Annotated in this window: 20 protein-coding genes; 8 read left to right on the top strand and 12 right to left on the bottom strand. The window is 74.9% G+C overall.

All coding sequences use genetic code 11. From position 1 onward, the window contains the following. Nucleotides 1-21: 21 nt before the first annotated feature. The gene (locus ACFYWQ_RS20005; protein ID WP_389518147.1) at nucleotides 22-651 is read left to right on the top strand and encodes a HemK2/MTQ2 family protein methyltransferase; all 630 of its coding nucleotides are present in this window, start codon (nucleotides 22-24) and stop codon (nucleotides 649-651) included. Nucleotides 652-1,123: 472 nt separating this feature from the next. Continuing rightward, nucleotides 1,124-1,288, top strand: a complete 165-nt coding sequence (locus ACFYWQ_RS20000; protein ID WP_389518334.1) for a CDGSH iron-sulfur domain-containing protein — start codon at nucleotides 1,124-1,126, stop codon at nucleotides 1,286-1,288. Nucleotides 1,289-1,685: 397 nt separating this feature from the next. On the opposite strand, the gene ACFYWQ_RS19995 is transcribed toward ACFYWQ_RS20000, so the two are convergent. Continuing rightward, the gene (locus tag ACFYWQ_RS19995) at nucleotides 1,686-2,117 is read right to left on the bottom strand and encodes a subtilase-type protease inhibitor (protein WP_389518146.1); all 432 of its coding nucleotides are present in this window, start codon (nucleotides 2,115-2,117) and stop codon (nucleotides 1,686-1,688) included. A gap of 391 nt (nucleotides 2,118-2,508) precedes the next feature. On the opposite strand from ACFYWQ_RS19995, the gene ACFYWQ_RS19990 reads away from it, so the two are divergent. Together ACFYWQ_RS19990 and ACFYWQ_RS19985 are read left to right on the top strand one after the other, a co-directional pair. Further along, a complete protein-coding gene (locus ACFYWQ_RS19990; RefSeq protein WP_389518145.1) occupies nucleotides 2,509-3,204 on the top strand; it encodes an alpha/beta fold hydrolase in 696 nt (231 codons plus the stop codon). An 81-nt stretch (nucleotides 3,205-3,285) separates the two neighbouring features. Continuing rightward, nucleotides 3,286-4,455 (top strand): lactate 2-monooxygenase, encoded by a 1,170-nt coding sequence (locus ACFYWQ_RS19985; RefSeq protein ID WP_389518144.1) that lies wholly within the window; start codon nucleotides 3,286-3,288, stop codon nucleotides 4,453-4,455. A 173-nt stretch (nucleotides 4,456-4,628) separates the two neighbouring features. Here the strand turns inward: ACFYWQ_RS19985 and ACFYWQ_RS19980 are convergent, their stop codons facing one another. The 4 genes from ACFYWQ_RS19980 to ACFYWQ_RS19965 form a co-directional block, all read right to left on the bottom strand. Further along, nucleotides 4,629-6,272, bottom strand: a complete 1,644-nt coding sequence (locus ACFYWQ_RS19980) for an RICIN domain-containing protein (RefSeq protein ID WP_389518143.1) — start codon at nucleotides 6,270-6,272, stop codon at nucleotides 4,629-4,631. 319 nt (nucleotides 6,273-6,591) lie between these two features. Next, the gene (locus ACFYWQ_RS19975; RefSeq protein WP_055631619.1) at nucleotides 6,592-6,969 is read right to left on the bottom strand and encodes a hypothetical protein; all 378 of its coding nucleotides are present in this window, start codon (nucleotides 6,967-6,969) and stop codon (nucleotides 6,592-6,594) included. Nucleotides 6,970-6,972: 3 nt separating this feature from the next. Then, nucleotides 6,973-7,218, bottom strand: a complete 246-nt coding sequence (locus ACFYWQ_RS19970; protein ID WP_389518142.1) for a hypothetical protein — start codon at nucleotides 7,216-7,218, stop codon at nucleotides 6,973-6,975. 85 nt (nucleotides 7,219-7,303) lie between these two features. Further along, nucleotides 7,304-9,544, bottom strand: a complete 2,241-nt coding sequence (locus ACFYWQ_RS19965; RefSeq protein WP_389518141.1) for a glycoside hydrolase family 9 protein — start codon at nucleotides 9,542-9,544, stop codon at nucleotides 7,304-7,306. 423 nt (nucleotides 9,545-9,967) lie between these two features. Here ACFYWQ_RS19965 and ACFYWQ_RS19960 point away from each other — a divergent pair, with 423 nt between their 5' ends. Further along, nucleotides 9,968-12,349, top strand: a complete 2,382-nt coding sequence (locus tag ACFYWQ_RS19960) for a SpoIIE family protein phosphatase (RefSeq protein WP_389518140.1) — start codon at nucleotides 9,968-9,970, stop codon at nucleotides 12,347-12,349. Between the two features lie 173 nt (nucleotides 12,350-12,522). Here the strand turns inward: ACFYWQ_RS19960 and ACFYWQ_RS19955 are convergent, their stop codons facing one another. From ACFYWQ_RS19955 to ACFYWQ_RS19945, 3 genes are all read right to left on the bottom strand, one after another. Further along, nucleotides 12,523-14,676, bottom strand: a complete 2,154-nt coding sequence (locus ACFYWQ_RS19955) for a ricin-type beta-trefoil lectin domain protein (RefSeq protein WP_389518139.1) — start codon at nucleotides 14,674-14,676, stop codon at nucleotides 12,523-12,525. Nucleotides 14,677-15,176: 500 nt separating this feature from the next. Further along, complete coding sequence (locus ACFYWQ_RS19950) at nucleotides 15,177-16,145, bottom strand: aldo/keto reductase (protein ID WP_389518138.1); 969 nt, start codon at nucleotides 16,143-16,145, stop codon at nucleotides 15,177-15,179. Nucleotides 16,146-16,292: 147 nt separating this feature from the next. Then, a complete protein-coding gene (locus ACFYWQ_RS19945; protein ID WP_389518137.1) occupies nucleotides 16,293-16,808 on the bottom strand; it encodes a flavoprotein in 516 nt (171 codons plus the stop codon). 281 nt (nucleotides 16,809-17,089) lie between these two features. Between ACFYWQ_RS19945 and ACFYWQ_RS19940 the strand changes: the two genes are divergently transcribed. Next, the gene (locus tag ACFYWQ_RS19940; protein ID WP_389518136.1) at nucleotides 17,090-17,539 is read left to right on the top strand and encodes a nitroreductase family deazaflavin-dependent oxidoreductase; all 450 of its coding nucleotides are present in this window, start codon (nucleotides 17,090-17,092) and stop codon (nucleotides 17,537-17,539) included. A gap of 199 nt (nucleotides 17,540-17,738) precedes the next feature. Here the strand turns inward: ACFYWQ_RS19940 and ACFYWQ_RS19935 are convergent, their stop codons facing one another. After that, entirely contained in the window at nucleotides 17,739-18,800 is a 1,062-nt protein-coding gene (locus tag ACFYWQ_RS19935) for a cation diffusion facilitator family transporter (RefSeq protein WP_389518135.1), read from the bottom strand. Nucleotides 18,801-18,897: 97 nt separating this feature from the next. Between ACFYWQ_RS19935 and ACFYWQ_RS19930 the strand changes: the two genes are divergently transcribed. Beyond that, on the top strand, nucleotides 18,898-19,917 hold the full coding sequence (locus ACFYWQ_RS19930) for a glutathione S-transferase family protein (protein ID WP_389518134.1): 1,020 nt from the start codon (nucleotides 18,898-18,900) through the stop codon (nucleotides 19,915-19,917). Between the two features lie 87 nt (nucleotides 19,918-20,004). Continuing rightward, nucleotides 20,005-20,301 carry a DUF4235 domain-containing protein gene (locus tag ACFYWQ_RS19925; protein ID WP_389518133.1) on the top strand — a complete coding sequence of 99 codons (297 nt, stop codon included), beginning with the start codon at nucleotides 20,005-20,007 and terminating at the stop codon, nucleotides 20,299-20,301. 124 nt (nucleotides 20,302-20,425) lie between these two features. On the opposite strand, the gene ACFYWQ_RS19920 is transcribed toward ACFYWQ_RS19925, so the two are convergent. The 3 genes from ACFYWQ_RS19920 to ACFYWQ_RS19910 all read right to left on the bottom strand — a co-directional run bounded on the left by ACFYWQ_RS19920 (nucleotide 20,426) and on the right by ACFYWQ_RS19910 (nucleotide 22,493). After that, nucleotides 20,426-20,818: a VOC family protein gene (locus tag ACFYWQ_RS19920; protein ID WP_389518132.1), complete on the bottom strand. Its 393-nt coding sequence runs from the start codon at nucleotides 20,816-20,818 to the stop codon at nucleotides 20,426-20,428. Nucleotides 20,819-20,887: 69 nt separating this feature from the next. After that, entirely contained in the window at nucleotides 20,888-21,352 is a 465-nt protein-coding gene (locus tag ACFYWQ_RS19915; RefSeq protein ID WP_389518131.1) for a pyridoxamine 5'-phosphate oxidase family protein, read from the bottom strand. 247 nt (nucleotides 21,353-21,599) lie between these two features. Then, nucleotides 21,600-22,493, bottom strand: coding sequence for a hypothetical protein (locus ACFYWQ_RS19910; protein ID WP_389518130.1), 894 nt, complete (start codon nucleotides 22,491-22,493; stop codon nucleotides 21,600-21,602). Nucleotides 22,494-22,514: the final 21 nt, after the last annotated feature.

Genomic DNA, 22,514 nt, shown 5'->3' with positions numbered 1-22,514 from the left:
AATCCGTTGGTACTTCCGGGCGTGTACGCCCCTCAGGAGGACACCGACCTGCTGGCCGGGGCGCTGTCCGAAGAACCGCTCGTGCCGGGCGCGGACGTCCTCGACGTGGGGTCCGGATCCGGTGCGCTCGCCCTGGAGGCGGCCCGGCACGGGGGCCGTGTGACCGCCGTCGACGTGTCGTGGCGGGCGGTGTGCGCGACACGCTGCAACGCGTGGCGGGCCCGGCTGCCGGTGCGGGTGCGGCACGGCAGCCTCTTCGAGCCCGTCCGCGACCTGTCCTTCGACCTGATCCTGGCGAACCCGCCGTACGTGCCGGCGCCGTCCGGCGGCCGTGCGCCGCGGGGCCCGGCCCGGGCCTGGGACGCGGGCGGGGACGGCCGGCTGGTGGTGGACCGGATCTGCCGGGAGGCGCCCGCGCTGCTGCGGCCCGGCGGGGTGCTGCTGATGGTGCACTCCGCGCTGAGCGACCCCGACCGCACCCTCGCGCACCTGCGCACGACGGGCCTCAAGGCCGCGGTCACCCGGCGTCGCCGCATCCCCTTCGGCCCGGTCCTGCGCTCCCGCGCGGACTGGCTGCGTGAGCGGGGACTGCTGTCCGCCGGCGAGAACGACGAGGAACTGGTGGTGGTCCGTGCGGAACTCCCCTGCTGACCCGGACCCGACGACCGCGCCCGGCTCCCCCACCGAGCCACACCCGACGACCGGGCGCCCCCCACTCCCCGCCCCGCACCCAGAGGCCGAGCCGGTCCCCCGCACGGCCCCGCACCCACCGGCCGGTGGGCAGTGCCCGCCCGCGGCCCCGCACCAACCGACCGGCGGGCAACGCCCGCCCGCGGTCCCGCCCGGACCGGCCCGGCAGCGCCCGCCCACCGAGCACCACCCACCGGCCGGGCCGCCCCCGGCGGATGAGCCGCCCCTGCCCGACGAGCCGCCCCCGGCGAGCCACACGCCGACCCCGGCCGAGGAGCCGCCCCCTGCTGACGAGCCCGTCTCGCAGGACGAGCCACCGCCTGCCGGCAAGCCCGCCCCGACGGACCAGCCGCCCCCTGCCGAAGAGCCCGCCCCCGCGGACGAGCCACCGCCTGCCGGCGAGCAGCGCTCCCCCGTCGCCCCGCCCCGCCGGATCACCATGCGACGCCGGGGCCCCCTGCTCGTGGAGGGGCCGGTGGAGGTGGAGCTGGAGGACGGTTCCACGGTCGCCTCCGACCGGTTCCGGGTGGCGCTGTGCACCTGCCGGCGCAGCCGCCGGTACCCGTGGTGCGACACCAGCCATCGGGACCGGGCCTGACGCCACGCCCCGGCGACGCAAGCCCCGCCGCCGGGGCCGTACTCGCCTCACGTCCCGGCGACGCAAGCCCCGCTACCACGGCCGCACCCACCCCGCACCCGGCGACGCGGCCTCGCCACCACGGCCGTACCCGCCCCGCCCCCGGCGACGCAGTCCCGCCACCACGGCCGCGCGCACCCGCCCTCCCCCCCCCCGGCGACGCAAGCCTCGCCACACGGCCGTACCCGCCCCGCGCCCGCGGCGAGGCGCGGGCGCGGGGCGGTGTCAGGGGCCGGCGGGCGGCCCCACTCCGCCCGGCCGGCCCCTGGGGCGAGATCACGGTGGTCCCGTGTCAGTGGCCCGCGCTCCCCACGTCACGGGCCTGTCGCGGCGTCCACGGGGCCACGCGATCCCGGTCTCAGAACGCGAAGAGAGCACTCCCGGAGGAGTTCTTCACGCACTCGTTGGCGAACAGGCGCTCATAGGTGACGCGCTTGCCGTTCCAGACCCCGTCGACGGTGACGACCACGGGGTCGTAGCGCTTGGTGCACAGCGCGTCGCCCGGGACCGTCAGGGCCTCCAGGTCCCCGTCGGTGGCGCGCAGTTCGGCGCAGGCCGTGGCCGGCGCCGGATGGCTGCCGGAGGGTGTCGGCGCGCAGGTGAGGGTGACGGCACGGGCCGGGCTGACGGCGGCGGCCCGCTCTCCGTGCCCCAGTGTCAGTACCAGGGCCGACGGGGCGTAGAGCGAGGCCGGGGCGGCCGGGGCGGCGAGCGCGGACCCGGACAGGGGTCCGCAGACGGTGGCGGCCGTGAGGCCGAGGGTCGCCGCCCAGCGCGCGGTGTTCCGCATTGTGTGCATCCTTCCGCTCGATTCGGGGGTGGCCGCTCCGGCGCGATCGGAGCCGGACGCGGCGAGGGCGAGTCTGCCGACTCCGCGCCCGGAACTCACCTCGACCCCACGCGTTTCAGTAACCTTGCGTGTTGAATCAGTGGCGCGAAGTCACGGAGTCCGGACGTCCCGGCGCCGCGAGCAAGCGCTTCATGATCCGCCGCTCCGCCGGAGTGACCGATTCTCATAGGCTCGGCAATCGTCCGGAAACATTCCGCTTCCGCGCCGCGTCCCACTCCGCGGGCCGGTGCCATTCACCCGACGGCCGCCTCCCGCCGGCGGATGTGTCCCCCGTCCGGGGCACGGCGGCCGCCGAGCCGCCGTTGTCACACCCCCCGGCTACGGTGCGGGCATGACTCATTTCGTGTTGGTGGCGGGGGCCTGGCTCGGTGCGTGGGCGTGGGACGAGGTGGCGGCCGAACTGCGTGCCGCCGGTGATGACGCCCATCCGCTGACGCTGTCCGGGCTCGCCGACCGGCAGGGCGCCGCGGCGGGCCTGGAGACGCATGCCGGCGATGTCGTCGACGAGGTCGGCCGGCTGGGCCTGACGGGCGTGGTGCTGGTCGGGCACAGCTACGCCGGGATACCGGTCGGACTGGCGGCCGAGCGCATCGGCGAGCGGCTGCGGCGGGTGGTGTTCGTCGACGCGAACGTGCCCGTCGCCGGGGAGTCGTTCCTGTCGGGCTGGCCGAGCGACCCGGTACGGGCGTCGATCGCCGCCCACGCCAACTTCTGGCCCCCGCTCCCCGCCGAGGAGTTCGCGGGCCAGGGCCTGACGGACGAGCAGATCCGCCGGATCGTCGACGGCGCGACCCCGCACCCGGGCGCCACGCTCACCGAAACGGCGGCCCCGCGGCGCTCGCCCGCCGAGCTGCCGGCGACGTACGTCAAGTGCCTGCTGGACGGGGAGGAGCCCCTGCCCGCCGTCGCGGAGCTGCTCCGGAGCGACCGGTGGGAGCTGGTGGAGCTGGACACCGGCCACTGGCCGATGTTCTCGCGGCCGCGCGACCTGGCCCGCGTCCTGCGCGCTGCGGCCGCTCCCCGCTGACCGCGCCTACCGGCCGGTAGGGTCGCCGTGCGGGGTACGGACCGGCGGCGGCCGACGGGACGAGGAGAGGCGGCGGGACGGATGGCGAAGCACTGGGCGGACTTCCAGTACGAGATCTACCTGAACGGGATGACGGGTGCGGTTCCCCGGCTGCCCACCGACCTGACCCGGCTGGAGGAGCTGACCGAGCGGCGGCTCGGACCGGGGCCGGTCGGCTATGTGGCGGGCGGCGCGGGCGACGGCAGCACGGCGCGCGCCAACCGGGCGGCGCTGGAGCGCCGCCGGATCGTGCCGCGGATGCTGCGGGACGTCCATGAGCGCGACCTGTCGGTCGAGGTGCTCGGCCGGTCCCTGCCCGCCCCGCTGGCCCTGGCGCCGGTCGGGGTGCTGTCGATCGTGCATCCGGAGGCCGAGTCCGGGGCGGCCCGCGCGGCGGCCGCGCAGGGCGTGCCGTTCGTGCTGTCGTCGGCGTCCAGCACCCCCATGGAGGAGGTGGCGGAGGCGATGGGGGACGCCGAGCGCTGGTTCCAGCTGTACTGGTCCAAGGACCGTGAGGTGACCCGCAGCTTCCTCGGCCGGGCGCGGGCGAGCGGGTTCACGGTGCTCGTCGTCACCCTGGACACCCCGCTGCTGGCGTGGCGGCCGCGCGACCTCGACCAGGCGTACCTGCCCTTCCTGCACGGCGTGGGCACCGCCAACCACTTCACCGACCCGGCGTTCCGGGCGGGCCTGGCCAAGCCGGTCCACGAGGATCCGAACGCGGCCGTGCTGCCCTTCGTGAACCTCTTCGCGGACCCGGGCAGGACCTGGCCGGACCTGGCGTTCCTGCGGGAGCACTGGGACGGGCCGATCGTCCTGAAGGGCGTCCTGCACCCGGACGACGCCCGGCAGGCCGCGGACGCCGGGATGGACGGCGTGGTGGTGTCCAACCACGGCGGCCGCCAGGTCGCCGGATCGGTCGCGGCCGCCGACGCGCTGCCCCGCGTCGCGTCGGCGGTCGGCGACCGGCTGACCGTGCTGTTCGACAGCGGGATACGCACCGGTGACGACGTGTTCAAGGCCCTGGCCCTCGGCGCCCGCGCGGTCCTGCTCGGACGGCCCTACGTCTACGGCCTCGCCCTGGACGGACGCCCCGGCGTGGAGCACGTGATCCGCTGTCTGCTCGCCGAGTTCGACCTCACCCTGGCCCTCTCCGGGCACGCCACCCCGGCGAGCGTGGGCCCGCACGACCTCGTCGAGGACACGGCCTGACGGTCCCGCGCCCCGCACCGGTCGTCGGCCCGCGCCCCGCACCGGACGGCCCGTCGGCCCCGCGCGCCGGTACGGGCGGGCCACCACACCGGTGCCCTCGCGCCCGAACCACCCCGCCGGGAAGGCGGGGTGACCGTCCGTCGGGGTGACCGTCCGTCGGGGCGGACGGCCCGTCAGGCCGTGGGGTCGGGCAGGCCCGCGGGGTGCGCCGGCAGGACCTCCTGGCCGGCGATCTCCCGGGAACCGGTGCCGGCCGTGGCGGCGTCGGTCAGCCACCGCTGGCCGGTGGAGCGGTCCCGGGCCTTGACGACGACGTCGGCGCCCGGGTCCTGGCTCGCGGAGGCGAGCGCGAGCGTGCCGTCCCAGCGGGGCAGCAACTCGCCCTGCACGGTCAGGTCGTAGCGGACGTCGTCGGCGCGGGAGCCGGCCGGGGCGGCGCACTGGCCGAGGATGACGATCCCGGCGTCCGCGTGCGAGTCCACGCACAGTCCGGGGGAGGCGACGCTGCGCAGCTGGCCGTCGTCCGCGTACGACCACAGCTGGGCCGGCTCGGCGGAGCACTCCGCCAGCTCGACGGCGGCACCCGGCCGCACCTCGCCCCGGACGTCCAGGCACAGGTCGGCGGCGGCGTTGCGCAGCCGGGCCCGGGACGGCACGGCCGGCAGTCGGGCGGCGCCGGGGGCCGAGGGCGTCGCGGTGGGCCCGGCCTGCGACCCGGTGCGGGCGGCGGCGCCCTCGGCACCGGTGGAGGCGGCCGGCCCGGCGCCGTCGTCCGACCACACTCCGGCGGCGAGCAGGGTGGTGAGCAGGCCGGCCGAGGCGAGGCCGACGCCCGTCGCCAGCGACCGCGGCGAGCGCGGCAGGGGGCCGCCCGGGCGGCGGCGCGGGGACGGGACGAGGTCGAACAACGTGGTGCGGAGCGTGCCGCGGGGGCCCCTGCCGCGGCGCCGGCGCGCCCTCTTGAGCCGTGCGCCCTGCCGGAGCGCGCGGCCGGGGCGGGAGTCGACGTAGCGGCGGGCGCCCCAGCCGAGTACCGCCTCGGCCAGCAGCATCCCCAGGTCGCCCTCGAAGTGGCCGAGTTGTTCGGCGGCCGACCGGCAGTAGCGGCAGGCGTCCAGATGCCGGCGGACGTCCGGCAGGAGGTCGCCCCCACGGCGCATGGGCACGTCGAGGAGCCGGTTGTGGAAGCGGCAGTCCTTGCTGGGCGCGAGGTCCCGGTGGGCGCGTACGCAGCCCTCGCGCAGCTTGTCCCGGGCGTGTTCGTGCAGGGCCGTGACCACGTCGGCGTCCATGCCCAGCAGGCCGGCGACGACGTCGGCCGGTTCGGCCTCGACCTCTAGGTGCCACAGGACGCAGCGGGCGGTTTCGGGCAGGCTCTGGAAGGAGCGTTCCGTGAGCACCCGGTTCTCGGGGGTCATGGACTGGGCGGCGCGCATCCCCCGGGCGCCCGCGGGTTTGCGCAGCTCCGGCACGGCCCCGGCCAGCGCCGTGTCGGCGGCCCACAGCCGGATGGTGTCCCGCACGGTGACCAGCAGGCGGGGGCGGAGCGCGGCGCCCGGCTCGCCCAGCTTCAGCCGGTCGAAGACCTGGTGGAACGCGGCCGTGGCGACCATGGACGCGATGTGCGCGGGGGAGGCGAGGCAGATGACCGCGTACTCGTGCACCGGCTGCCAGTGCCGCGCGATCAGCAGCGCGGTGGACCGGCCGACCTCGTCGTCCGTGCCACCGCGCACCCCCGCGGCGAGCAGCTCGTCGGATTCCCCGGGCCCCGCGCCGGGCGGGGGGTGGGGAGGGCGAGGAGGAGGGGGGGTGAGCACTGAGCGGCTTCCTTCGGTGCGTACGTGTTCGGCGCGTCGGGGGGCGCGTTCGCCTCCGCCGGCGATCCGCGGGGCACACCGGCCCGGGCCTCGGCCCCCCGCACGAGTGGCTCACCTTCGCACAACCGAGTCGTGCACAACAAGCTGCCGAGGACAGAGGGCCGTTGTTGAAGGAATGTCGATAACGCGGGTCCGGTTCCTCGCGCGATGTCCCTTTCCGCGCAAGCGTGTTGACCTTCCGGCGGGGGGTTCCCGCGCCTGCGCGCGCAGCCTGTGCCGGCGGCCCGGGAGCCCGTGGCGGGGCTCCCGGCCGGTGCCGTCAGATCTGCCAGGACCGCAGCCGGTCGGCGGCGCCGTACACGTCGGTCTTGCCGTCGATCAGATCCCGGGCCAGGTCGACGAGGGCGCCGTAGGGCGGGTCGATGCCGACGCCGCTGACGAACATGTACGCCACCGCCGTGGCGCAGGCGAAGCGCGCGTTGGCCGAGGGCAGGGGTTTGAGCAGCGCGAGGGTGTGCAGCAGCGCGGCGGCCCGCCAGGCCGGGTCGGAGTCCACGCCGAGGCGGGGCGGGTCGACCCGGTGCCGGGCGACGGCGGCGACCAGCGCGGAGAAGTCGTTGACGGTCGGCTGGTCGGGCAGGACCTCTTCGTGGCGCTGGAGCAGCCAGGGCACGTCGATGTGGATGACGGGCGTCATCGGTCAGGCGACCCGCCCCTCGCGCCTGAGGGGTGACTCGTCGTCGGGGAAGGCGGCCGCGAACTCGTCCGCGTGGGACGCGAAGAACCGCCGGAACGCCTCCGCTCCCTCCTGGAGTGCCCGGTGGCGCGCGATGTCGGCCGCGGCGGCCTCCCGGACGAGCGCCTTCATCGACGTACCGCGTTCCTTGGCGATCTGCCGCAGGTCCTCCAGCTCGCGATCGCTGAACTCCACATTGAGGGCTGGCATGCCCTTCACGGTACCGCTCGGGTACTCACGCGTAAATAGCCGCAGGTCAGACCGTTGTCGAGGCGGTACCGCGAAGGGGCTGGGCCTATCCCTGGTCGGCGGCGAAGGACGCCATCCGCGCCAGTGCCGCGTTCCAGTTGACCGCGGTCTCGTTCGTCGACCAGGACTGGATGTCGTCGATGTAGCAGAACTGTCCGACGCAGCCCTTCAGCAGGGACTGGGCGAGGGGGCCCTGGATGCTGGAGTTGGGGCCGCCCGCGAGGGTGCCGGCCGGCGGTGCGGGGAGGGCCGGGTCGAGCTGCCGGGCGTACCAGCGGCTGTGCTGCCGGTGGGCGTGGACGTCGCCGTAGCCGGTGACGTAGGAGATGTTGAGCGCGTTGCGGCCGAGGACGTAGTCCATGCTCTCGAGGGCGCCGTCGCGGTACTTCGGGGCGCCGGTGATGTCGTGGGCGGTGGCGACGACGACGGCGTTGTTGAGGACCTGGTGGGCGGAGCCCCAGTCGTAGCGGTTGCCGTCGGGGGCGTAGGGCATCCCGTAGGGGTGGGCCCGCAGGGTGGCGAGGTAGGTGTCGGCGCCGGCGACCACGGAGCGGCGGACCGCGTCACGGCCGGGCAGCGCGCTGGGGACGGTCGCGAGGTCGAGGCGGCCCGCGGCGGCGGTCCTGGACCAGTCGAAGCCGTTGGGGACGAAGATGTCGGCGGTGTGGACGGGCGAGGCGAGGACGTGGTCGGCGAACCGCTTCTCGCCGGTGGTGAGGTAGAGCTCGGCGGCGGCCCAGTAGAACTCGTCGGTGACGTCGTCGTCGTTGTAGGCGCCGCCGCCGGTGGCGTCGGCGGGGTCGGCGTACACGGCGGGGTGGGCGAGGGCCGCCGTCCAGGCCTTGCGGGCGGCCGTGCGGGCGCGGGCGGCGAAGGCCTTGTCGTAGGGCTGGTACAGGCGGGCCGCCTGGGCGGCGGTCGCCGCCAGGTTGAGGGTGGCCGCGGTGGTCGGCGGGTGCAGTTCGCGCTTCTGCGGGTCGTCGGCGGGCAGCAGCGGCAGGCCGGTCCACTGTGCGTCGTGGACCTTGTGATGGGCCATGCCCGCCAGCGGCTGTCCGTCCGGGACCTGCATCTTCAGCAGGAACTCCAGCTCCCAGCGGGCCTCGTCGAGGACGTCCGGCACGCCGTTGCCGCTCTCGGGCAGGGCGAGCGTGCCGTCGCCGAGCTTCGCCGGCCGGCCGGTGCCGGCGTGCAGGGAGCGTTCGTAGGTGCTGAGGAGCTCCCAGGTCGCGATGCCGCCGTTGACGACGTACTTGCCGTGGTCGCCGGCGTCGTACCAGCCGCCGCTGACGTCGAGGGTGTAGTCGCACACCCCGGGCTGGCAGGGGACGGACGTGTCGCCCTGGTTGGGGGCGACGCCGAGGTGGCCGGCGGCCCGCGCGTAGCCGGGGCGCAGGTCGTCGCGGATCGCGGTGCCGCTGCGTTGGGTGTAGTAGTACTTGACCGCGTCCAGCCGCAGCCGCTCGTAGGCGGCCGTGCCGATGTCGAAGGGGTGGCTGGTCTCACCGTCCGCGACGAGCGTGAGGCCGGTGCCCCGGGTGCGGTACGCGCCGAAGTCGATGGAGTGCACGTTCTGGCCGGAGGAGGCGTCGACGCCGCGCGGCACGGTCCGGCCCCGCGCGACGGCGTCCCCCGCGGCGTCGCGCAGCTCCCAGGGCAGCGCGGCGGTGGCGTCGGTGACGAGGGTGGCGTTCTTCGGCCCGGCGGGCAGGTAACCGACCTGGTTGACGCGGACGCGCGGCCCGGTGTCCGGCTCGTACACCTCCGGCGGCACCCCGCCCAGCAGGGACACGTCGTCGAGGCAGAACCGCCAGGGGTCCGCGGCCCCGCCGACCTGGAAGGCGACCTGGCCCTCGGCGGAGTCGACCGGGGAGGTGAAGGTGTAGGAGTACGAGCCGGCCGACCCGGTGAGCACGGGGCTCGCCTCGTACCAGGTCGCGTACGGCGTGACCGACTGCCCCACGATCGCCCGGACCACGTGTCCCTCGGGGACGCCGGACGCCGTGAAGGCGAACCGGTAGGTCTCCCCCTTCACCAGGGTGATGCCGTCCTGGCCGACGGCGGAGTCCCAGCGGTTCACCGTGCCGCCGGGCACGTCCGCGCACAGCCGGCCGTCGGCGGGGGCGGCGGCGGCGTTGCTGCTCCACCAGCCGTCGAGGGTGGTGTCGAAGGTGCCGTTCCTGACCTGCTCGACCTCCTCGGCCGCGGCGGGCCCCGCGGGCAGCGCGGTGAGCGCCGAGCCCAGCAGGGCCGCCAGGGTCAGCAGGACGGTTCTGCGTCGTGTCACGTCCGGTCTCCTGGGCGACTAGGGGAAGCACCCCTCATGGGAGCGCTCCCAAAGGACGGTCGCGGGACATGCTGGTCGGAGTCATGACACTCCGTCAACGGTTCGGACGGACCGGCCTGTCGGGAGCCGCTGACGGTCCTTCGGGCGGCGCGGCCCGTCGGGAGCCGTTGACGGTCCTTCGGGCGGCCCGGCGCGCGGAGCGCTCACCGAGCGTGTTCGTCGGGCGCGCGCCGGACGGTCGGCGCCCCACCCCGCACTGCCGCCCCCACGCGCTTCCACGCGCCTCCCGACGCCCGGTTCGCTCCCGTTCGTCATCCGATGGGAGGGCCGGAACGGTTCCGCTCCGCGCCGGGGCCACAAGCACTAAGGTGGAACGCACGTGACGTGTCTGTTCACTGTGAGTGTCCGCGATGGAGTGGAACGATGAGCCCGGACTTCCCGTTCGACGACGCCTCGACGGCGCGGGCGGTCATCCACGAGGACGGCACGCTGACCCGGTGGAGCGAGGGAGCGCGCCGCCTGCTGGGCTACGAGCCCGCCGAGGTCGTCGGCCGGCCCGCCGCCGTCCTCCTGGCCGACGACGGCGCCCGGCCCCCCGGCCCCGGTGACCAGCGCTGGAGCGGCACCGTGGCGCTGCGGCACCGCGAGGGCCACACCGTGTCCGTCTGGCTGCTCGCCCGCCGCAGACCGTCGGACGACGGCGGCCCGGTCACCTGGCTCGCCGTGAGCCCGCTGCCCGCCGTGTACCCGGCGCCGGAGGACGACGAGCTGCTGCGGGCGGCCCTCACCCAGTCGCCCTGCGCCACGGTGGTCTTCGACGACCAGCTGCGCCTGCGCGCCGTCAACGACGCCATGGCCGAACTGATCGAGCTGCCGGCCGGCCGTGTCCGCGGTCTGCGCGCCGGCGACGTCGGCCCCGCACCGCAGGGCCAGGAGGTCGAGGCGTACATGCGCCGGGTCCTGGCCACCGGCGAGCGCCATGAGATGCAGACCTTCATGAAGGCCACGGGCGAGGAGCGGCCGCACGCCTGGCTCATGCGCATAGCGCCGCTCACCGACGCCTCGGGACGGGTGCGGGGCGTCTGTGTGACCCTCCACGACTTCACCGGGCACTACCTCGCCCGGGAGCGGCTCCAGCTGGTCAACGAGGCGAGCGTGCGCATCGGCAGCACCCTCGACGTCACCCGGACCGCCCAGGAACTGGCCGAGGTGTGCGTGCCGGCCCTGGCCGACTTCGTCAGCGTCGACCTGCTCGACCCGCAGGAGCCCGGCGAGGAGACGACCGGTCCGCTGACCGCGCCGGTCCACCTGCGGCGGGCGGCGCACCACTCCATCACCCCGGGCTCCCCGGAGGCCGTCGTCGAACCCGGCCGGCTCGACGTCTACCCCGCGGAGGCCCCGCAGATCGCCTCCCTGCTCGCGGGGCGCAGCGTCGTGACCCCGGTGCCGTCCGGCGACCTGGACGCCTGGCGTTACTGGGACGCGCGGCGGGTGGACCGGGTGACGGAGTACGGCATCCACTCCACGATGTCCGTGCCGATCCAGGCCCGGGGCACCACCCTCGGCGTCGTCGTCTTCACCCGCTACCGGCGCCAGGACCCCTTCTCCCCCGACGACGTGCTGCTGGCCGAGGAGGTCACGGCCCGCGCCGCCGTCTGCATCGACAACGCCCGCCGCTACTCCCGGGAACGCGAGACCGCCCTGGCCCTCCAGCGCAGTCTGCTCCCGCGCTCCCTGCCCCGCACCGCCGCCGTCGACGCCGCCTCCCGCTATCTGCCGGCCGCCCGGGCGGGGGTGGGCGGCGACTGGTTCGACGTGATCCCGCTGTCCGGGCTGCGGGTCGCGATGGTGGTGGGCGACGTCGTGGGGCACGGCATCCAGGCCTCGGCCACCATGGGCCGGCTGCGCACCGCCGTGCGCACCCTCGCCGACATCGACCTCGCGCCCGACGAGCTCCTCACCCACCTCGACGACCTGGTCGTCCGGCTGTCCGAGGAGGCGGGCGGCGACGGCAGCACCGGCGAGGTCGGCGCGACCTGCCTGTACGCGGTGTACGACCCGGTCTCACGGCGTTGCAGCATGGCCCGGGCCGGGCACCCGACGCCCCTGGTGCTGCCGCCGGACGGCGCCCCGCGTCAGGTGGAGCTGCCCGCGGGTCCCCCGCTGGGCCTGGGCGGGCTGCCGTTCGAGTCGGCCGAGCTGGAGCTCGCCGAGGGTTCGGTGCTGGCCTTCTACACCGACGGTCTGATCGAGTGCCGGGACCGGGACGTGGACGCCGGTCACCAGGTGCTGCACGACGCGCTGGCCGCGTACTCGGCCTCCCTCGACGAGACCTGCGACCGCGTCCTGCACTCCCTGCTGCCGCCGGGCGGTGCGTCGGACGACGTGGCGCTGCTGCTGGCCCGCACCCGGGGGCTGCCCGGTTCCCAGGTCGCGACCTGGGACATCCCCCCGGACCCCGCGCTCGTCGCGCCGGTCCGCAAGCAGGTCGTCGATCAGCTGGAGCGCTGGCACCTGGTCGAGGCGTCCTTCACGGCCGAGCTGGTGGTGAGCGAGCTGGTCACCAACGCCATCCGGTACGGCGCCCGGCCCATCCGGCTCCGGCTGATCCACGACGCCTCCACGCTGATCTGCGAGGTCTCCGACACCAACCACACCGCCCCGCACCTGCGCCGGGCGAAGACCTTCGACGAGGGGGGCCGGGGACTGCTGCTGGTCGCCCAGCTCACCCAGCGGTGGGGCAGCCGGCACACCTCCGAGGGGAAGACCATCTGGGCCGAACTCGGGCTGTTCGAGGAGGAGTAGGGGCGAAGGGGCGGGATGCGGGGAGGCGCGGGGGTGCCTGCCCGTTCTGGGTCCCGTTCTGGGGTCCTGTCCAGAAGTCCTCTCCTGCGGCCCCGTCCTGGTGGCCCGTCCTGGGGTCCCGTCCCGGGATCCGGCCGGTCGGCTCCGCGGTCAGGGCGGCGGACGAGCCGGGGTCAGCGGCGCCCGCCGCCGGAGCCCTCGCCGCCGTCGCTCCCTCGCCCGCCGTCGCCGTCGCCCGATCCGCCGGGGGAATCCGGCTCGCCGTCCCACGCGCAGGAGGACGAGGAGCCGGGCGCGCAGGAGGACGTGTCGGTGCCGGGTGCGGAGCTGGTGGCCGACGGGCTGGGAGTCGCCGTCGAGGTGGCGGAGGGCTGGGGGGCGGGTGTGGCGGTGGTCGGCTGCGCGGACCCGGAGGCGGGGGCGGGGGTGGACTCCGCGGTGGCGTCGGCGCCCCAGTTGACGAACTGGAGCTGGGGATCGGGCTGCGAGGTGTCGATCACCCAGCGCTGGGCCGCGCCCTCGTCACGGTTCTTCAGGACGACGGCGCCCGAGCCGTCGGTGGCGGCCGGGGCGAGCGCCAGGTCCTGGCTCCCCCGCGGGACCAGCGTGCCCTGGAGCGTGAAGTCGTAGCGGACGTACGTGCCGCCCTCCGTGCAGGGCGCGAGCCGCACCGAGTAGCCGAGCCGCGAGTCGGCGCAGAGACCGGGCTCCTCGGCGCTGCGCAGCAGCCCGTCCGTCTCGTACGACCACTGCTGCCCGGCGGCGGAGGAGCAGGTCGCGAGCTGGGCCTCGGCACCCTGGACGGCCTTTCCGCCGGCGATGCCGACGCAGAGCCCGGAGGCGACGTTGTGCAGACGGCCGCGCAGGGTGCCCTGGGTCTCCGAGCCCGCACCCGTCCAGGACGGGCCGGCGGTGTCCGTGGTCGGACCGGGGGTCCGTCGGGCCGCGTCACCGGTGGCGGGGTCCGCGCCGTCGCCGGAGCCGAGGACGGACCACAGCACGAGCGGGGCGACGATCAGCCCGCTGACGGTGAGGACGGCGGCGGCCACATTGCGGCGACGGACGCGGCGGGCGGCCTTCTGGGCAGCACGGCGGGACACGGGACGGGCACCGGTGGCGGAGCGCGCCCCCGAGTTGTCGGGATGCGGTTCCGCGGCATCGAGGTCCGGTTCCCGCGTGGCGGGGCTCGGTCCCGGCGTGGCGGAGCTCGGTCCCGGCGTGGCGGGGCCGGCGTGCGGTTCGGCGTCCTCCGGGCCGGGACGGGGTGCGGTGCGCGGTGCGGTGCCGGGGGCGCCGTGGCGCGCCGTGCCCGAGGCGTGGTGCGGGGCGGTCCGGGGGCGGACGCCCCGGCGGGTACGGGGTCCGGCGGCGGGGAGCGGGTCCGGGGCGGCGGAGCGGGTGCCGGCCGGTACGGAGGCGTCGGGGACGGACGTCTCGTCGGTGAACGCCTCGCCCGGTACCGCCCCGCCTCCGCCGGCCGGGGCGTCCGCCGAGGCGTCGGCGGAGGGGGCGGTGCCGGCCGCCCGGACCGCCATGTACGCCGCGGCGTTCCAGCCCAGCACGCCCTCGGCGAGGGCGACGCCGAAGTGGGCGTCGAACTGGTTCAGCTGGTCGGCGGTGTGCGCGCAGTGCCGGCACTGGTCGAGGTGGGCGCGCAGATCGGGGTCGACGTCGACGCCGATCCGGCGGCAGGTGGCGTCGAGGAGCCGGTGGTACCGGTGGCACTCCTCGTCGACGGCGAGCTCGCGGTGGAGCTGGAGGCACTCCTCGCGCAGCCGTTCGCGGGCCCGGCGCAGTTCGACCCGGGCGCCCTCGTCCTCCATGCCGAGCAGACCGGCGGGGACGGCGAGGGGCTCGGTCTCGACCTCGATGTGCCACAGCAGGCAGCGGGCCGTCTGGGGCAGCCGCTGGAACGCCCGGGACAGCAGGCGCCGGTTCACGGGCGGGAGCAGGCGGGCGGCCATCCGGTCGGTGTCGCCGTCCGCGGCGCGCAGGTCGGGGTGGAGCAGGTCGCGGCGGCCGTCGGCGTCCCACTCCGCGACGATGCGGCGCACGGTGACCAGCAGATGGGGGCGCCAGGCGGCGGTCGGGCCGTTCTGCCGCAGGGTCTCCCCGAAGAGCCGGGTGAACGCCGCCGTGGTGAGCATGCCGGCCGCGCGCTCCCCGTGGGCGCACAGCCGCGCGTAGGCGATGACCGCTTCCCAGTGCCGGTCGAGGAGTTCGCCGACGGGGTGCAGCGCGGGCGACGCTCCCGTCCAGTTCTTCAGCTCGGCGCCCAGCTGTTCGTCCGTCACCTCGGAACGGCGCGCCGAAGGGGAATTCGACATGCCTGCGTCTTTCACGGCTGCATTCCTTCCGGGGACTGCGGCTTGAAGTCCATACCTACCGGTATGCGGATCTCCCGGCGCACGGCCGGAGGGACCCTCTCGCACAGTGTTCGACGCCTCGAACGTCCGGGGGGATCAGCTCTTTTGAAGCGTGGGGGGTCTGAACGTGAGGCGTCTCGTGCGCACAGTGGGGGAATTGATGTCCGTGCGCCGACAAGGCCCACCCTGGCACAGGCGTACCAGGCGGAACAAGGGATGCCGCGCTTTCGCGCCGGGCGCTGCCCCCGTGAACTATTGACGAATCGTCAATCCATCTTCTCGACACCGATGGTTCAGGGGAAGCGTGAGGAGATCGCCGCCTTTCCGGGTGGGGTCCCGGAGAGGGGCGGTCCGTGCGGCGCGGGAGCCTCACCGCACGGACCGCACTCCCGGGCTCCCCGCGCTGCCCGGGGTCCGGGGTCCGGGGTCCGAAGTCCTGGGTCCGGGGGTCCGGGGGTGTCTCAGTGGCCGGAGATCGGGTGGGGGGCGTAGGGCTGCTGGAGTTCCTCCAGTTCCTTGTCGCTCAGTGTCAGTTCCACGGCCGCCGCGGCGTCCTCGATGTGCTGCGGCTTGGACGCGCCGATGATCGGCGCCGTCACCGTGTCCTGGTGCAGCAGCCAGGCCAGGGCCACCCGGGCGCGGGGCACGCCCCGGTCGTTCGCGATGCGGGTGACGGCCTCGACGATCGAGCGGTCGCCGTCCAGGTAGAGGCGGCTGCCGAAGTCGTCCTGGGCGCTGCGCTCGGTGACGGTGCCCCAGTCACGGGTGAGGCGGCCCCGGGCCAGCGGGCTCCAGGGCAGGACACCGACGCCCTGGTCGGCGCAGAGCGGGAGCATCTCGCGCTCCTCCTCGCGGTAGAGGAGGTTGTAGTGGTTCTGCATGGACACGAACCTCGTCCAGCCGTGCAGCTCGGCGGTGTACTGCATCTTGGAGAACTGCCAGGCGTACATCGAACTCGCCCCGATGTAGCGCACCTTGCCCGCCTTCACCAGGTCGTGCAGCGCCTCCATCGTCTCCTCGACCGGGGTGTACGGGTCGAAGCGGTGGATCTGGTAGAGGTCGACGTAGTCGGTGCCGAGGCGGGTGAGGCTGTGGTCGATCTCGGTGAGGATCGCCTTGCGGGACAGACCGCCGCCGTTGGGACCGGTACGCATCCGCCCGTGCACCTTCGTGGCGAGGACGATCTCGTCGCGGCGGGCGAAGTCGCGCAGCGCCCTGCCGACGATCTCCTCACTGGTGCCGTCGGAGTAGACGTTGGCGGTGTCGAAGAAGGTGATGCCGGCGTCCAGCGCCTGCCGGATGAGCGGACGGGACGCCTCCTCGTCGAGGGTCCACTCGTGCGTGCCCCGGTCGGGGACTCCGTAGGTCATGCACCCCAGACAGATCCGTGACACGTCCAGACCCGTCGAACCGAGCTTCACGTACTGCATCGTCGCTGCTCCTGACGTCGTGTGGGCTACCGACGGGAGCCTACGTCGTGGCCCAGCCGCACGGCTGCGGACGCCGGCCCCGGCACAGCGTGGGCACGGCCGGGCGCCCGGCGTCGGGCGTCGGGCGTCGGGCGTCGGGCGTCCGGCTCACTCGATCAGGTCCAGCACCCGTTCCCATCCGAACTCCTCCCCCGGCGCGCCCGAGGAGGGGTACCCGAACCGCACGCCCGTGCCCCGCAGCCGGATCAGGCTCTCCTGGTAGGCGGGATGGGCCGCCAGCGCGTCCCCCACGCAGGGCAGGACGCCGACGGGGACGCCCAGGCCGGACACCTCGCAGAGGGTGGCCAGGGCGAGGGTGTCGGCGATGCCGGCCGCCCACTTGTTGATGGTGTTGAAGGTGGCCGGGGCGACCACGACCGCGTCGGGCTGCGGGAAGGGGCGCGGGTCGCCCGGGCGCCGCCACGCGGAGCGGATCGGGCGGCCGGTCTGCGCCTCGACGGCGGCGGTGTCGAAGAAGCCGTTCATGGCGAGGGGGGTGGCGATGACACCGACGTGCCAGTGCCGTTCCTGCGCGGCGCTGATCAGCCTGCCGACGTCGGCGGCGATGCCCGCGGCGCAGACGACGACGTAGAGGAAGGGTGGCTGCTCGTCCTGTTCGGTCACGCGGGAACCCTACTCAACGGGGGTGGGCGGTCGGCCTCGATGGGGGCGGGTGGTCCCCCTCCCAGGGATGTGGGGGGCCGCGCTCGCGGGCGGCCGGTGACGGCGCTCGTGTCGAGCGGGGTGACGAGGGGTGGCGGCGGTGAGGATGGTGGTGCGGGCGCGGGCGACGGGCGTCGTGTGGATGAAAGCCGCGCGCGACCGTGTTGAAGCTGCGTGCGGCGGCGAGGACGGCGACGTCCCGGCGCCGGGACGGCCACATGACGACGAAGGGGACGGATGCCATGCCTCTCGAGGGCGAGTACGAACCCAGCCCGACCCAGTGGGTGCGCGAGCAGGTGGAGCTGTACGAGAGCTCCGGCGGCACGCGGGGCACGACGCTGCGGGACACGGGCCTGCCCGTGGTCCTGCTGACGACCCTGGGTGCGAAGAGCGGGAAGATCCGCAAGACGCCGCTGATGCGGGTCGAGGACGACGGCCGGTACGCCGTGGTCGCCTCCCAGGGCGGGGCGCCCACGCACCCCGTCTGGTACCACAACCTCAAGGCCGACCCCCGGGTGGAGCTCCAGGACGGTCCGGTGCGCCAGGACATGACGGCCCGTGAGGTCACCGGCGAGGAGAAGGCCGCGTGGTGGAAGCGGGCGGTCGCGGCGTTCCCGCCGTACGCGGACTACCAGGAGAAGACCGACCGGGAGATCCCCGTCTTCGTCCTGGAGCCGGTCGACCGCCACTGAACCGCGCGGGACGGGCACCGCGGTCTCCGGCCCGGGAGCCGCCCGGCCCGCGGTTCTCCGGGGCTCCGGGACTCCGGGACTCCAGGAGCCCCGGGGCCGCGGCCCGCGGAAGCTGTGGGGCCGCGGGCCTCGCCGCGAGAACGCGTAGAAAAATCTGCCCGCCCGGCGCATGGCCGCGCCGGGACCGGGCACCTGAACGTCAGGCCCCGCCGCGTTCCCCCGTCGCGGCGGGGCTTTCCCCTGCCTCCTGCGCCGGGCGGTCGGTCACGTCGAGGAAGATCCGGTCGGCCTCGGGAACGAGGCCGGCGATCGAACGCTTGATGCGGACGGCGACCTCCTCCACCCGCTCGCTGTCCATGCCGGGCACGAGGTCGACCCGGGCCGCCACCAGGACGGAGTCGATGCCCGTCTTCATCGTGAACAGCGCCTCCACGCTGTCGATCTCCGGCTGGGCCGCCAGCAGCGCCTGGATGCGCCGGTCGATCTCGGGGTCGGCGGCCTCGCCGATCAGCTGGTCGCGGGCCTCGCGGCCGAGGCGGTAGGCGACGTAGACGAGCAGCGCTCCGATCGCGAGCGAGGCGCAGGCCTCCCACACGATCTGTCCGGTGACCATGTGCAGGACCATGCCGGCCGCGGCGAGCGTGACGCCGAGCACGGCGGTGCCGTCCTCCGCGACGACCGTGCGCAGGGCGGGGTCGCGCAGACCGTCCGTACCCCCCTGGCGGTGCACCTGGTGCAGGGCCCGGGCGAGGGAGGCCCCCTCGGCGAGGAGGGCGACGCCGAGCACGGCCAGGCCGGCCACGTAACCGCCGAACGACTCCTCACCGCCCGTCCGCAGGGCCTCGACGCCCTGGAAGAAGGAGAAGCAGCCGCCCATGACGAAGATGCCGACGGCCGCGAGGAGCGACCAGAAGAAGCGTTCCTTGCCGTAGCCGAAGGGGTGGCGACGGTCGGCCGGGCGGCGGCTGCGGCGCAGCGCGGCGAGGAGGAACACCTCGTTGAGGCTGTCGGCCACGGAGTGCGCCGCCTCCGACAGCAGGGCGGGGGAATGCGCGAGCAGGCCCCCCACCGCCTTGGCCACGGCGATGACCAGGTTGGCCGCGAGCGCCACCAGCACGGTGACGCGTGTCCTGCGGTCCGCCGCGCTCCCGGGGCGCCCGCCCCCGTCCGTCGCCGCTCGTTCTCCGGTGCTTCGTCGCGTGGTGCGTTCCGAGGATGTCCCAGTCACCCTCCGGCGAATGCCCCGGCCGGTCGCCCTCACACCGTGCCGTCGGCGGAAAACGGGGAACGTGTTGTGTGCGGGGCACCCATGCACCACCAGCGGGGCACCCATGCACCACCAGAGGGAGGTACGGACCATGAGCGGCGGGAGCGACGGCAACCGCGCCTACGGCCACACGGCGTTCAAACGCTCCAGGAGCCATTTCGCCGACCGGATCACCGCGGACGGCCGGGACGGCTGGCCCGCGGAGGCAGGCCGCTACCGCCTGGTGGTCAGCCGTGCCTGCCCGTGGGCGAGCCGGGCGGTGATCTCCCGGCGGCTGCTCGGGCTGGAGGACGCCCTGTCGATGGCGATCGCCGATCCGGTCCAGGACGACCGCAGCTGGCGCTTCACCCTCGACCCCGGCGGCCGCGACCCGGTCCTCGGCATCCGGTACCTCGCCGAGGCGTACGACGCGCGGGAGACCGGCTACCCGGGCGGGGTGAGCGTGCCGGCCGTCGTGGACGTGCCCAGCGGCAGGCTGGTCACCAACGACTACCAGCGGATCACCCTCGACCTCGCCACCGAGTGGACCGGCCTGCACCGCCCCGGCGCGCCCGACCTCTACCCGAGCCGGAGGCGCGACGAGATCGACACGGTCATGGCCGACATCTACGAGGACCTCAACAACGGCGTGTACCGGGCGGGTTTCGCCCACGAGCAGGGCGCGTACGACGACGCCTGCGCGGGTGTCTTCCGGTGCCTGGAGAAGTTGTCGTCCCGGCTGGCCGACCGGCGCTACCTCGTCGGCGACACCCTCACCGAGGCGGACATCCGGCTGTTCACCACGCTGGTGCGCTTCGACGCCGTGTACCACGGCCACTTCAAGTGCAACCGCCGGAAGCTGACGGAGGACCGGGTCCTGTGGGCGTACGCCCGGGATCTGTTCCAGACGCCCGGCTTCGGGGACACGGTCGACTTCGACCACATCAAGCGGCACTACTACCAGGTGCACACCGGGATCAACCCGACCCGGATCGTCCCCCTCGGGCCCGACCTGTCGGGCTGGCTGACCCCGCACCACCGGGAGGAACTCGGCGGGCGCCCGTTCGGCGAGGGGACACCGCCGGGGCCGGTGCGGGCCGGCGAGGAGGTCCCCCGTCAGGGCCGGCCCTGACGTCCCCCCGTCCCACCGCGTCCCCTCCCCTCCCTTCCCTCCCTTCCTCCCCTCTCTCCCTTTTCCCCTACACACAAGGAGGCCCCCATGGGCAAGAAACAGAAGCTCCCCCTCGTCTACCAGCCCGTCGGATTCGTGTTCGGCTGGGCGAGCGGTGCGCTGGCCGGCATGGCCTTCCGCAAGATCTGGAAGGCGGTACGGCACGAGGACGACGCGCCCGACGCGCTGGACAAGGACCGCGGCTGGGGGGAGGTCCTGCTGGCCGCGGCGATCCAGGGCGCGATCTTCGCCGCGGTGCGCAGCGCGGCGGACCGCACGGGGGCGAAGGCGATCGAACGGTCCACGGGGGTGTGGCCGACCAAGGAGAAGGGGGGCCGGGACTAGAAGGGTCCCCGCCCGTACTCCGCCCCGCCCGTACTCCGGCCCGGGCGGGGCGGGGCGGAGTCCGGCTGGGGCAGCGCGGGCTCCGGCCCGGGTCGGCTCCGTCGGTGAGCCCGTGCGGGGTTCCTCACCCCTGCTTCGGGGCCGTGGACGGCGTCTGCCGCAGGGTGAAGGAGTGTCCGGCCGGGTCGGCGTAGCCGCGCTCCTCGTACGGTCCGTCGGCGCCCCTGGTCTCCAGGGGGCGACCGCCGAGGCCGACGATCAGCCGTTCCACCTCGTCCAGGTCGTCGACGAGGAAGTCCAGGTGGGCCTGGAGGGAGTTCTCGGGGCGGGGCCAGCTGGGCGGGGTCGCGTTGACGTCGCGCCGGAAGGCGAGCCGCGTTCCGCCGGCCCCCTCGATCTCCACCCGGTTGGCGGTGACGTCGGTCTCCCGGCCGTCCAGCAGTTCCTTGTAGAACTCGGCGAGCCTCTCGGGCTCGGCGCAGTCGAGCACCACGACGCCCGCGTTCACCAGTGCCATGTCTCCTCCGCAGTTCGGTCCGCCGGGGACGGACCGGCACCGCCCCCGGACCTTGCGGATACCCCGGTTTCAGTCGCCCACCAGCCACCGTCCGTCCCGCATCAGCTCGCGTCCCTCGAACTCGCCCGCCGCACGCCAGGCCTGGATCCGGCGGGGCAGGATGCGGAAGTACAGGTAGGGCGCGGGCAGCCGGCGCGGGTCGAAGCCGGTCTTACCGGCGAAGATCTCCGCGTCCTCCTCGGGCAGTTCGGCGGGCGGCACGGCCACCGCGGTGCCCTCGACCATGACGACGTCGTCCGTCGGACCGATCCCCAGACGGGTGACGCCGGTGCTGCTCAGGTTGCGGCCGGTGGGGCTGGTGGCCGGGGTGGCGACGAGGAAGGTGGCGCCGTCCCAGACGAAGGAGAGCGGGACCAGCCAGGGGGCGGCGCCGCCCTCGGCGGCCGTGGCGACCCAGGCGTCGACGTCGTGTTCCAGCCGGTGCAGGGTGTCCTGCCTGCGCTGCTGTGGGGAGCGTGCGGGTGCTGAGGTCATGTCTCCAGTGTGGGTGCGCGTGCGCCGAGGCGCAGGGGACGTCGGGACGTCGGGACGTCGTCCGGGGGTCGGCGCCGTCCCGGGCCGGGTGCCGCGCCGGGGCGGCGGGCGTACGGCCGCCCGGGGGTGAGCGGGCGGGGGGCGGCGGGCGTTGGGCCCTCGCGGGGGTGAGTGGTCGGGGGGTGAGCGGCCGGGGGGCCGCGGACGCGCGACCGGTCCCGCCGCGCGCCGTCGGGTGACGTGAGGGTCACATGCAGGCGATGGTGCTCTTCGCCAGTGGCCAGGCCTCCACGCCGTCGGGCGTGCGCACGTACACCGCCGACGGATCGTCCCGCAGCCACAACTCCCGGCCGCGGTGGCGGTATCCGGTGTCGTGGGCGTCCCCGGGCAGACGGGCGTCCCCGTCGTAGGGCGCGCTGAGCAGTCCGGCGTCGAGCACCCCCTCGGGGTCGCGGACGTACTGGCGGCTGTCCTCGCCCCGGCCCAGCACCAGGAAGTGCGCCGACTGCCAGTCGCAGTGGTCCGCTCCGGCGTGGCTGCTGAGGGTGCTGACCGGCACCCGCCCGCCGTCCGCGTCGGTCCAGACCTCGTACTCCCGGGAGTCGGTGAACGCCGCCGGGAGTTCGGCCGGGTCGCAGGAGGCGCTGGTCTCCGGTCCCCAGCCGGGCCGGCCCTTCCGGTCCTCGGCGACCACGACGGCGACCTTGGTCCGGCCGTCGACGTCGAAGGAGTACAGGACGCGACCGGTCTCCGTCCGTTCGGCACGGTAGCCGGAGCGGGGGACGTCCGGCTGCTCGATGGCGAAGTACAGCCGCAGGCCGTCCTCCGGGGTCGCGCCGGCGTCGCTCGCGCTCCAGGTCTCACCGTGGCTGCCCGAGTAGGCCTCGCCGTCGCACTCCAGCGCCCGCCCGGCGGCGCCCGACGTGGCGAGCACGGCCCGCTCGCTGTCCTCGTCCACGTCCTGCACGGGGACGTACAGCGGTCCGCCGTACGGCGTGGCCGGTGCGGTGCCCGCCACGACCACGTCCGCGTCCTCCTGCCCCGCGCCGCAGCCCACGGCGGCCGTCGCCACCGACGCCGTCACCGCCACGAGCGCTCCGAGCCCCCTCAGCCCCGTGAGCCGCCTCGATCCTGCGCGCATCCCCGCCCCCTCGTTCCGTCC

The organism is Streptomyces sp. NPDC003247 (assembly GCF_042888135.1).
Lineage (GTDB): Bacteria > Actinomycetota > Actinomycetes > Streptomycetales > Streptomycetaceae > Streptomyces.
The sequence above is the reverse complement of the archived record's forward strand: the minus strand, read 5'-3'. Positions and strand labels throughout refer to the sequence as shown.

Excerpts from the sequence above, each read along its gene's own strand:
- ACFYWQ_RS19955 (WP_389518139.1), bottom strand. The coding sequence starts at position 14,676 with ATGTCGAATTCCCCTTCGGCGCGCCGTTCCGAGGTGACGGACGAACAG.
- ACFYWQ_RS19940 (WP_389518136.1), top strand. The coding sequence starts at position 17,090 with ATGCCTCTCGAGGGCGAGTACGAACCCAGCCCGACCCAGTGGGTGCGC.
- ACFYWQ_RS19990 (WP_389518145.1), top strand. The coding sequence starts at position 2,509 with ATGACTCATTTCGTGTTGGTGGCGGGGGCCTGGCTCGGTGCGTGGGCG.
- ACFYWQ_RS19920 (WP_389518132.1), bottom strand. The coding sequence starts at position 20,818 with ATGGCACTGGTGAACGCGGGCGTCGTGGTGCTCGACTGCGCCGAGCCC.
- ACFYWQ_RS19950 (WP_389518138.1), bottom strand. The coding sequence starts at position 16,145 with ATGCAGTACGTGAAGCTCGGTTCGACGGGTCTGGACGTGTCACGGATC.
- ACFYWQ_RS19975 (WP_055631619.1), bottom strand. The coding sequence starts at position 6,969 with ATGACGCCCGTCATCCACATCGACGTGCCCTGGCTGCTCCAGCGCCAC.
- ACFYWQ_RS19960 (WP_389518140.1), top strand. The coding sequence starts at position 9,968 with ATGAGCCCGGACTTCCCGTTCGACGACGCCTCGACGGCGCGGGCGGTC.
- ACFYWQ_RS19925 (WP_389518133.1), top strand. The coding sequence starts at position 20,005 with ATGGGCAAGAAACAGAAGCTCCCCCTCGTCTACCAGCCCGTCGGATTC.
- ACFYWQ_RS19985 (WP_389518144.1), top strand. The coding sequence starts at position 3,286 with ATGGCGAAGCACTGGGCGGACTTCCAGTACGAGATCTACCTGAACGGG.
- ACFYWQ_RS19995 (WP_389518146.1), bottom strand. The coding sequence starts at position 2,117 with ATGCGGAACACCGCGCGCTGGGCGGCGACCCTCGGCCTCACGGCCGCC.
- ACFYWQ_RS19970 (WP_389518142.1), bottom strand. The coding sequence starts at position 7,218 with ATGCCAGCCCTCAATGTGGAGTTCAGCGATCGCGAGCTGGAGGACCTG.
- ACFYWQ_RS19915 (WP_389518131.1), bottom strand. The coding sequence starts at position 21,352 with ATGACCTCAGCACCCGCACGCTCCCCACAGCAGCGCAGGCAGGACACC.
- ACFYWQ_RS19930 (WP_389518134.1), top strand. The coding sequence starts at position 18,898 with ATGAGCGGCGGGAGCGACGGCAACCGCGCCTACGGCCACACGGCGTTC.
- ACFYWQ_RS19910 (WP_389518130.1), bottom strand. The coding sequence starts at position 22,493 with ATGCGCGCAGGATCGAGGCGGCTCACGGGGCTGAGGGGGCTCGGAGCG.